A 9,230-nucleotide genomic window follows, 5' to 3' on the forward strand; every position below is an offset into this window, starting at 1 on the left:
CGAGGCTTCCCCGGCCAGCATCGATCGAGCACGGAGGTTCTGCGGTCGTCTGTGCCCCTTCGCATCCACGGCACGAGCGTACAGATCGGGGCAGGGGGGCATGGTGATCGTGCTGTGCAAGACTCGACGCCATGACGGTGAACGTCGCGGAGCTCGTCCGGCAGCAGGCGGAGCAGGACCCCGACGGGACGGCGCTCGTCGAGGGCTACGGACCCGGCCGGTCGGTCACGTGGGAGGGTCTCGACGACCGGGTCTCGGCGGTCGCCGCCTGGATCTCCGCCCAAGGACTCGTCGCAGGGCAGCGGATCGCGATCGTGATGACCAACCGCCTCGAGCTGCCGATCTCCTATCTCGCCGCGCTGCGTCTCGGGTTGGTCGTCGTGCCCGTCAACCCCCGTGCTCCGGGCGACGAGGTGACGGCGCTGTGCGCCATCACCGGCGTACGGCTCGTCCTGTGCGACCCCGACTGGGCGTCGGTGTTCGCCCGCGCAGGCCTGCTGACCGTCGTCGCCGGCGAGAGCGACCCTGATCCCCAGGTCCGTCCTTTCGCGGACCTGCTCCAGATCCATCCTGGTCCACGTGGGCTCCCGCCGGCGCCTGCGGACCCGGAGGCGACCGCCCTGCTGATGCCGACCTCCGGCACGTCGAGCGAGCAGCGCATCGTCGTGCTGAGCCATCGCGCTCTCCTCGCCAACCTCGACCAGGTCGCCGCCGTGGAGCCGCCGCCGGTCCGACGTGACGACGTCGTGCTCGCCGTGCTGCCGCTGTTCCACGTCTTCGCGCTGAACGCGGTCCTGGGACAGGCGCTGCGGCAGGGGGCGACGACGGTCCTCCTCGACCGGTTCGACCCGCAGGGATGCCTCGACGCGATCGTGCGTCACCAGGTCACGGTCGTCCCCGTGGCGCCTCCGGTGGTCGCCGCGTGGAGCGGCCGGCCGGGCGTCGCGGCGGCGCTCGCCGGGGTGCGGACGGTGCTCAGCGGCGCCGCGCCGATCGGGCCCGACCTCGTCGAGGAGTTCGCCGCGACGACGGGGCACACGCTGCAGCAGGGGTACGGGCTCACGGAGGCGGCCCCGGTCGTCACGACGACGCTCGGGCGGCCCGTCGACAAGCCTGGGTCGGTCGGCGCGCCCTTGCAGGGCCTCGAGCTGCGCCTGGTCGAGAAGGACGGCGCGGACGCCGAGCTCGGCGACCCGGGTGAGATCTGGCTCCGCGGTCCCAACCTCCTGAGCGGGTTCTGGCCGGACGGCTCGGGCGGGCCGGACGAGGACGGATGGTTCGCGACCGGCGACGTCGGCATCCTGGACGCCGACGGTGACCTGACCCTCGTCGACCGGCTGCGAGAGCTCGTGATCGTCTCGGGCTTCAACGTGTTCCCCCGCGAGGTCGAGGAGGTGCTCGCCGACGCGCCGGGGGTTGCGGAGGTGGCCGTGGTCGGAGTCGAGGACCGCGAGACCGGCGAAGCCGTCCGCGCCTACGTCGTGCCGTCGCACCGTCTCGACGACACCGACGGTTTCGCCGAGGCGCTCCGCGAGCGTGCCCGCGGTCGGCTGGCGCGCTTCAAGGTGCCGCGTGAGATCGTGGTGACCGACTCGCTGCCGCACACCACGACCGGCGAGATCTCCAAGAGCCGCCTGAGGGCGGCCGAGGCGCGAGGAGTCCTGGGGTTGCAGAGTGAGCGCTGATCCGACGGAGCCGGCCCGGGTGGTCGTCTACGCCAAGCCCGGGTGTCACCTCTGCGAGGACGCGATCGCCCTCGTGGCGCAGGTGTGCGCGGAGACCGGGACGTCCTGGCGCGAGGTCGACATCAGCGGAGACGCGGAGCTGATGCGCACCTACGGCGAGCAGATCCCGGTCACCTTCGTCGACGGCCGCCAGCACGACTTCTGGCGGGTCGACCCCGAGCGGCTGCGGGCGGCGTTGGGGGCCTGAGCGCTTCCGTGCGCTGACGCGCGCACGCCGGAGGCCCCGGCGCAGGTGACCCGAGTCACCCGACCCAGACCGCGCTCGATTTTGTTCTCACGTTCACAAACTCTTACAGTGGGCTTGCCGGTGTTCGCCGGTATCCGACCCCCCAGCGACACCCGGAATCCGTACCGCGGTCCAGGAGCGACGTGAACCAGCTGCGAGCGCAGGCCAACGGCCGTCCCGCCTCGTCGGGCATCCCCGAGGCGACGGTTGCTCGGCTCCCGGTGTATCTCCGGGCGCTCACCGGGCTCGGTGAGTCAGGTCTGCGGACCGTCTCGTCCGAGCAGCTCGCCACGGCCGCGGGGGTGAACTCCGCGAAGCTCCGCAAGGACCTCTCGTACCTCGGATCCTATGGCACCCGCGGCGTGGGCTACGACGTGGAGTACCTCCGCTACCAGATCGCCCGCGAGATCGGCGTGAACCAGGACTGGAGCGTCGTCATCGTCGGCATCGGCAACCTGGGTCAGGCGCTGTCGAACTACGGTGGCTTCCGTTCCCGCGGCTTCAGCATCGTCGCCCTGGTCGACGGCGACCGCTCGCGCGTCGGTGAGAGGCACGGCGAGCTCTCGATCGCCCACATCGACGACCTCGCCGACGTGGTCGCCGAGCACGGATGCTCGATCGGCGTGATCGCGACCCCTGGCGAGGCCGCACAGGAGGTCGCGGACCGCCTCGTCGCCGTGGGCGTCACGAGCATCCTCAACTTCGCCCCTGCCGTCCTCGTCGTCCCCGACGGCGTGGACGTCCGCAAGGTCGACCTCTCCATCGAGCTGCAGATCCTCGCGTACCACGAGCAGCGCAAGCGCACGCCCGCGCAGGAGGTCCAGGCATGAGCGTCCTCGTCGTGGGCGTCTCCCACCGGAGCGCGCCGGTCTCGGTCCTCGAGCGGGTCGCGCTCGACGGCGACGCGGTTGCGAAGGTCGCGCAGCAGGCACTCGACGCCCATCACGTGAGCGAGTCGCTGGTCGTCTCGACCTGCAACCGGGTCGAGATCTACGTCGAGGCCGAGCGCTTCCACGGCTCGGTGGAGGACATCTCCGACCTGCTCGTCGAGCAGTCCGGACTCACCCGCAACGACCTGCTCCGCCACATCTACGTGCACTACGACGACGCGGCCGTCGCGCACCTCTTCTCGGTCGCCTCCGGGTTGGACTCGATGGTGGTCGGCGAGAGCCAGATCCTGGGCCAGGTCCGGGCCGCGCTGCAGCGCGGACAGGACGACGCCACGGTGGGGCCGGCGCTGAACGTCCTCTTCCAGCAGGCGCTGCGGATCGCCAAGCGAGGTCACGCGGAGACCGACATCGACCGGGCCGGTCCGTCTCTGGTGATGGCCTCGCTCGAGCTCGTCGCCAAGGCGGGCCACCGCCTGGAGGACATGCGCGTCCTCGTCGTCGGAGCGGGTGCCATGGCGGCGCTGTCGGCGACCACCGCCGCACGTCGGGGTGTCGCGAGCGTGACCATCGCCAACCGCACCCACGCCGGCGCCGAGCGGCTCGCCGCCACGGTCGGGGGGACGGCCGTGCCGTGGGGCGAGCTCGACGCCGCCCTCGCCGAGGCCGACCTCGTCGTGTCGTGCACCGGGGCGACCGGTTCGGTCATCACGGCCGAGCAGGTCCGTGCGGCGACCACGGCGCGCACCAGCCCGTACGTCCTGATCGACCTCGCGCTGCCGCGCGACATCGACGAGGACGTCGCCGCCCTCCCGGGCGTGATGGTCCTCGGCCTGGCCCAGCTGCAGGAGATGCTGGCCGACGAGAAGGGCGCCGCCGACATCGACGCGGTGCGCGGGATCGTCGCCGGTGAGGTCGCGGCGTTCCTCGCCGCTCGTCACGCGGCGAAGGTGACCCCGACCGTCGTCGCGCTGCGCTCGATGGCGACCGCGGTCGTCGACGCGGAGCTCGTCCGGCTCGAGGGGCGGCTCCACGACGTCGATCCGGAGGTCGTCGACGAGCTGCGTCAGGCCGTCCGCCGGGTCGCCGACAAGCTCCTCCACCAGCCCACCGTCCGGATCAAGGCGATGGCGGGACGGCCGGACGCACTCACCTACGCCAACGCGCTCGCGGACCTGTTCGCCCTCGACCCGGCCGTGATCAACGCGGTCAGCGCAGTCGAGCCGACTCGTTCCACGCCTGCTGCCGAGGCACCCGAGGGGTCCTCGCCAGGTTCGCCGAAGGAGGACCGCGCATGACGTTGCGCGTCGGGACCCGCGCGAGCGCGCTCGCAACCACCCAGTCGGCCCAGGTCGCCGAGCGGCTCGGTGAGCTGACCGGTGTCGAGACCGAGCTCGTCACCGTCTCGACCCACGGCGACCGGAGCTCGCGACCCCTCACCGAGATCGGTGGCACCGGCGTCTTCGTGTCCGCCCTGCGCGACGCGCTGCTCGCCCGCGAGGTGGACGTCGCCGTCCACTCGCTCAAGGATCTGCCGACGTCGTCGGCCGACGGGATCCTCCTCGCGGCCACCCCGCCGCGCGTGGACCCCCGCGACGCGGTCGTCGCCCGCGACGGCATGACGCTCGGTGAGCTCCCGCCCGGCGCCCGCGTCGGGACCGGGTCCCCGCGGCGAGCCGCCCAGATCAACGCGCTCGGCCTCGGCATCGAGGTCGTCGGCCTTCGCGGCAACGTCGACACGCGGATCGGCAAGGTCCGCACCGGTGAGCTCGACGCGGTCGTGCTGGCCGCCGCCGGCCTCCGCCGGCTCGGCAGGATCGAGGAGGCGACCGAGCTGCTCGACCCGCTGCAGGTCCTTCCGGCACCAGGCCAAGGTGCCCTGGCGTGCGAGTGCCGCGCCGACGACCACGAGGTCGCCGGCCTGCTCGCCCGCCTCGACGACGGCGCGACCCGCGCCGCCGTCACCGCAGAACGCAGCCTGCTCGCCTCGCTCGAGGCGGGATGCTCGGCACCCGTGGGGGCGTGGGCCGAGGTCGTCGACGACGACGGCACTGCCCGGCTGTGGCTGCGGGCCTTCGTCGGAGATCCCTCCGGCGCACCGTCCATCCGACTGTCATCGACCGGATCCGTGCAGGACCCGGTCGGGATCGGAGAGCGTCTGGCTGCCGAGATGCTCGCCGAGGGTGCCGACTCGCTGATGCGGGTCGTGACCCCATGACCACCGACCCCCGTGGGCCAGTCAACCCAGAGGCAGACGAGGAATGAGAAACGTGAGCACCACCACCGCCACCCGCAAGCGCAAGGCGACCGAGGAGCAGGCCGCCGTGCCTGAGGTGACAGCCGACGACACCGCCACGAGCGCCGTCAAGCGACCCGTCGGCCACGTGAGCTTCGTCGGAGCCGGCCCGGGTGATGCCGGCCTGCTCACCCTCCGCGCCAAGGAGCTCCTCGACGCCGCCGACATCGTCATCATCGAGTTTCCCGACCAGGCGGCCCTGGTGCCCGAGGGTGCCCAGGTCGTCGACGGAGGACACGGCGAGGACGGCGGCGTCCTGACCCCCGCGGCCCGTGGCCGGCTCGTCGTCAAGCACGCGAAGGGCGGCAAGAACGTCGTCCGCCTGCTGGTCGGCGACCCGTTCACCTTCGCGACCGGGCCCGAGGAGGCCCAGGCGTGCGACAAGGCCAACATCTCCTTCGAGATCGTCCCCGGCGTGTCCTCGGCCTCGGCCGTCCCCGCCTACGCCGGCGTGCCGCTGACCAACCGCACGCACCGCGAGGTGTCGATCATCCGGATGGGGGAGACCAAGGTCGACTGGACGCCGTACGCCGGTGACCAGACCCTGGTCCTGCTGAGCGCGGTGAACACCATCAAGGACGTCGCCAACGGTCTCATCGAGGCCGGGAGGGCTCCCGGGACCCCGGTGGCCATGACACGGGTGGGCACGACGACCGAGCAGACGACCATCGTCTCCACGCTGGAGAAGATCGCCGCCGACGCCAAGGCCGCCAAGATGGCCCCGCCGGCGGTCACCGTCATCGGTGACGTCGTCGACCTGCGCGAGACGCTCTCGTGGTTCGAGACCAAGCCGCTCTTCGGCTGGCGCGTGCTCGTTCCTCGTACCAAGGAGCAGGCGGCCACGCTCGCCAACCGCCTCCGCAGCTATGGCGCCGTCTCGGAAGAGGTCCCCACGATCTCCGTCGAGCCGCCTCGCAACCCGCAGCAGATGGACAAGGCTGTGCGCGGCCTCGTCGAGGGCCGCTACGAGTGGGTGGCCTTCACCAGCGTCAACGCCGTGAAGGCCGTCCGCGAGAAGTTCGACGAGTACGGCCTCGACGCGCGGGCGTTCTCCGGACTCAAGGTCGCCGCCGTCGGCGAGAAGACCGCCGAGGCGATCGCTGCCTGGGGCATCCGTCCCGACCTGATCCCCAGCGGCGAGCAGTCCGCACGGGGCCTCCTCGAGGACTGGCCCCCGTACGACGAGCTGCTCGACCCGATCAACCGCGTGTTCCTGCCGCGTGCCGACATCGCCACCGAGGCGCTGGTCGCCGGGCTCGTCGAGATCGGGTGGGAGGTCGACGACGTGACCGCCTACCGCACCGTCCGTGCGGCGCCGCCGCCGGCGCCGACCCGCGAGGCGATCAAGAGCGGCAAGTTCGACGCGGTCGTCTTCACGTCGAGCTCGACGGTCCGCAACCTCGTCGGCATCGCAGGCAAGCCGCACGCGACGACCGTGATCGCCTGCATCGGCCCGGCCACCGCACAGACCGCCGAGGAGCACGGCCTGCGCGTCGACGTCGTGGCACCCACGCCGTCGGCCGAGGTCCTGGCCGACGCTCTCGCCGACTTCGGCGCCAAGCGCCGGCAGGCGATGGTGGAGGCCGGCGACCCGGTCACGAAGCCGTCGCAGCGCACCAAGGGCTCGCGCCGCCGGAGCTGACGATGGTCGATCGCGACGGCTCGTTCCCTGACGTCCGGCCCCGACGTCTCCGCACCACGCCGGCCATGCGCCGGCTGGTCTCGGAGACGTCGGTCGAGGCGCGACAGCTGGTGCTGCCGATGTTCGTGGCGGAAGGGCTCACCGAGCCGCGAGCCATCTCGAGCATGCCGGGGGTCGTCCAGCACACGCGCGACTCGGCACGCAAGGCGGTCGCCGAAGCCGCGGAGCTGGGTCTCGGGGGAGTCATGCTGTTCGGGGTGCCCACCCGCAAGGACGCCACCGGCTCGGGCGCGACCGACGAGGACGGGATCCTCAACGTGGCGATCCGCGACGCGCGCTCCGAGGTGGGGGACGAGCTCGTGGTGATGTCGGACCTGTGCCTCGACGAATTCACCGACCACGGGCACTGCGGTGTGCTCGACGCCGAGGGGCGCGTGGACAACGACGCGACCCTGGAGATCTATGCCGAGATGGCGCTCGCCCAGGCTCGGGCGGGCGCCCACCTGCTCGGACCCAGCGGGATGATGGACGGACAGGTCGGGGTCGTACGGCGGGCGCTGGACGCCGAAGGCTTCACCGACACCGGCGTGCTCGCCTACGCAGCGAAGTACGCGTCGGCCTTCTACGGGCCGTTCCGCGAGGCCGTCGACTCGACGCTGGTCGGCGACCGGCGTACGTACCAGCAGGACCCGGCCAACGGTCGCGAGGCCCTGCGCGAGGTCGCCCTCGACGTCGCGGAGGGTGCGGACCTGGTGATGGTGAAGCCGGCGATGGGCTTCCTCGACGTCGTCGCCTCGGTGCGCGCCTCCGTCGACGTGCCCGTGGCGGCGTACAACATCTCTGGCGAGTACGCGATGGTCGAAGCGGCCGCCGCGCAGGGCTGGATCGACCGTGAGGCGGCGATCGCCGAGACCCTCGTGTCGATCCGGCGTGCCGGAGCCGACATCGTGCTCACCTACTGGGCGAGCGAGTTCGCCGCGCGGCTCGCACGCTGAGCCTGGCCTCCGCGGTCAGACGGCGGCGGCGCGGGCGGCGGCCTTCGCCGCCTCGGTGCCGTTGGGAGCAGCCCCGACGTAGGCCGCGATGCACGTCTGGAGCGTGTCTGCACTGACGTCGAGCGTCGCGCAGAACGCCTGGGCCAGCTCTGCCGTCGTCGGCTCCGGGTCCGGCTCCGTCGTGGCGGGCGGCTCGGTCGTGGCGGGCGGCTCGGTCGTCGGAGGCGTCGTCGGGTCGGTCGGGTCGGTCGGCGGCTTGGTGGGATCCGTCGGCGGCTTGGTCGGCGGCTTGGTCGGCGGCGTGGTCGGCGGCTTCGTGGGATCCGTCGGAGGCTTGGTGGGATCCGTCGGAGGCTTGGTGGGATCCGTCGGAGGCTTGGTCGGCGGCTTCGTGGGAACCGTCGGCGTGCCGGGCTTGGGCGAGGTGATGCCGCCGGGGTCGAGCGGCTTCGGCGTCGGCGGCTTCTCGATCCCGAGCGCCACGATCGTCGGCGTCGGCTGCGAACCGCCGGCTCCAGGGCCACCGGGAACGCCGGCGGCCGGAGGTCGGGGTCCGACCGGCCCGAGCGGCGCGACCGGGCTGCTCGGGTAGGGGAAGGTGGGGAGAATCGAGACAGGGCTGGACGATCCGTACCTCGCCGCGAGCGCGAGCACCTGGTCGGCGTACGCCGTCGAACGGTTGTAGGACATGAGGGCGGCGCGCGCGCCTGCCTCGACGCTGAGGTCGTGGCCGCCCACGCAGAGGTAGACCGCCGCGCCGAGCGCTGCGTCGTTCATGTTGTTGGGGTCGGCCTTGCCGTCGCCGTCGGCGTCCACGCCGACCGAGGACCACGTGGAGGGGATGAACTGCATCGGGCCGACCGCGCGGTCCCACTTCGCGTCGCCGTCCCAGGCGCCCTTGTCGGTGTCCGGGATGCGTGCGGTGTTGTTGGTGCCGTCGAGCGCGATGCCGATGATGGCGCGCGAGGTGGCGCCGGTGCTGGTCACCGTCGCGCCGCCGAACTGGCCGTGGTTGGACTCGACCCGGCCGATCGCGGCGAGGAGCTCCCAGGACAGCTTGCACTCCGGCTTGGTGACCGCCATGACGTTGGCGGCACGCTGGTAGGCGGCGAGCGCGGGTCCGGGGATGTCCGACGGTGCGCCGACGAGCGCGGCGGGAGTGACGGCGTTGCTGGACGACTGCTGCTCGACGGGGTCCTGGAGGGGCGTGACCTGGAGGTCGGGGCCGGTGACCGGGACCTGCGGGGAGCCCTCGGCGTACGCGGAGTAGGCGGCGCTGTCCACAGGCCCGGGCTGCTTGGGAAGGGCGACGGCAGCGCCCCAGGCGCCAGCGATCATCGCGCAGGGCAGGAGCGCAGCGGTGGTCTGCCACCAGCTGGTGCGCTTGCCGTTGGCCTTCTGGCCTCTGCGTGCTGCCCCCATGCCGCCGATCAACTCCC

8 protein-coding genes are annotated in these 9,230 nt (G+C 72.3%); 7 read left to right on the forward strand and 1 reads right to left on the reverse strand.

The annotated features are described in order from the left end of the window. Positions 1-131 precede the first annotated feature (131 nt). The 7 genes from PV363_RS13020 to hemB all read left to right on the forward strand — a co-directional run bounded on the left by PV363_RS13020 (position 132) and on the right by hemB (position 7,791). Positions 132-1,685, forward strand: a complete 1,554-nt coding sequence (locus PV363_RS13020; RefSeq protein WP_220342188.1) for an AMP-binding protein — start codon at positions 132-134, stop codon at positions 1,683-1,685. Further along, entirely contained in the window at positions 1,675-1,932 is a 258-nt protein-coding gene (locus tag PV363_RS13025) for a glutaredoxin family protein (protein WP_301022533.1), read from the forward strand. Before PV363_RS13020 ends, PV363_RS13025 begins: the two co-directional genes overlap by 11 nt. A 182-nt stretch (positions 1,933-2,114) precedes the next feature. Next, complete coding sequence (locus tag PV363_RS13030) at positions 2,115-2,801, forward strand: redox-sensing transcriptional repressor Rex (RefSeq protein WP_220364867.1); 687 nt, start codon at positions 2,115-2,117, stop codon at positions 2,799-2,801. Beyond that, positions 2,798-4,156 (forward strand): glutamyl-tRNA reductase, encoded by a 1,359-nt coding sequence (locus tag PV363_RS13035; RefSeq protein ID WP_220342187.1) that lies wholly within the window; start codon positions 2,798-2,800, stop codon positions 4,154-4,156. Before PV363_RS13030 ends, PV363_RS13035 begins: the two co-directional genes overlap by 4 nt. Next, entirely contained in the window at positions 4,153-5,076 is a 924-nt protein-coding gene (gene hemC, locus PV363_RS13040; RefSeq protein WP_220342186.1) for a hydroxymethylbilane synthase, read from the forward strand. The genes PV363_RS13035 and hemC overlap by 4 nt, the downstream gene beginning before the upstream one ends. A 106-nt stretch (positions 5,077-5,182) precedes the next feature. After that, the gene (locus tag PV363_RS13045; protein ID WP_301022534.1) at positions 5,183-6,796 is read left to right on the forward strand and encodes a uroporphyrinogen-III synthase; all 1,614 of its coding nucleotides are present in this window, start codon (positions 5,183-5,185) and stop codon (positions 6,794-6,796) included. Positions 6,797-6,798: 2 nt separating this feature from the next. Continuing rightward, positions 6,799-7,791, forward strand: coding sequence for a porphobilinogen synthase (hemB, locus tag PV363_RS13050; RefSeq protein WP_220342184.1), 993 nt, complete (start codon positions 6,799-6,801; stop codon positions 7,789-7,791). Positions 7,792-7,806: 15 nt separating this feature from the next. On the opposite strand, the gene PV363_RS13055 is transcribed toward hemB, so the two are convergent. Beyond that, the coding region (locus PV363_RS13055) for a lytic transglycosylase domain-containing protein (RefSeq protein WP_366525481.1) at positions 7,807-9,230 on the reverse strand (1,424 nt) is incomplete at its 5' end.

Origin of the sequence: Mumia sp. (assembly GCF_028803055.1) — a bacterium.
In the GTDB taxonomy this organism is placed as follows: domain Bacteria; phylum Actinomycetota; class Actinomycetes; order Propionibacteriales; family Nocardioidaceae; genus Mumia.

Excerpts from the sequence above, each read along its gene's own strand:
- PV363_RS13020 (WP_220342188.1), top strand. The coding sequence starts at position 132 with ATGACGGTGAACGTCGCGGAGCTCGTCCGGCAGCAGGCGGAGCAGGAC.
- PV363_RS13035 (WP_220342187.1), top strand. The coding sequence starts at position 2,798 with ATGAGCGTCCTCGTCGTGGGCGTCTCCCACCGGAGCGCGCCGGTCTCG.
- hemC (WP_220342186.1), top strand. The coding sequence starts at position 4,153 with ATGACGTTGCGCGTCGGGACCCGCGCGAGCGCGCTCGCAACCACCCAG.
- hemB (WP_220342184.1), top strand. The coding sequence starts at position 6,799 with ATGGTCGATCGCGACGGCTCGTTCCCTGACGTCCGGCCCCGACGTCTC.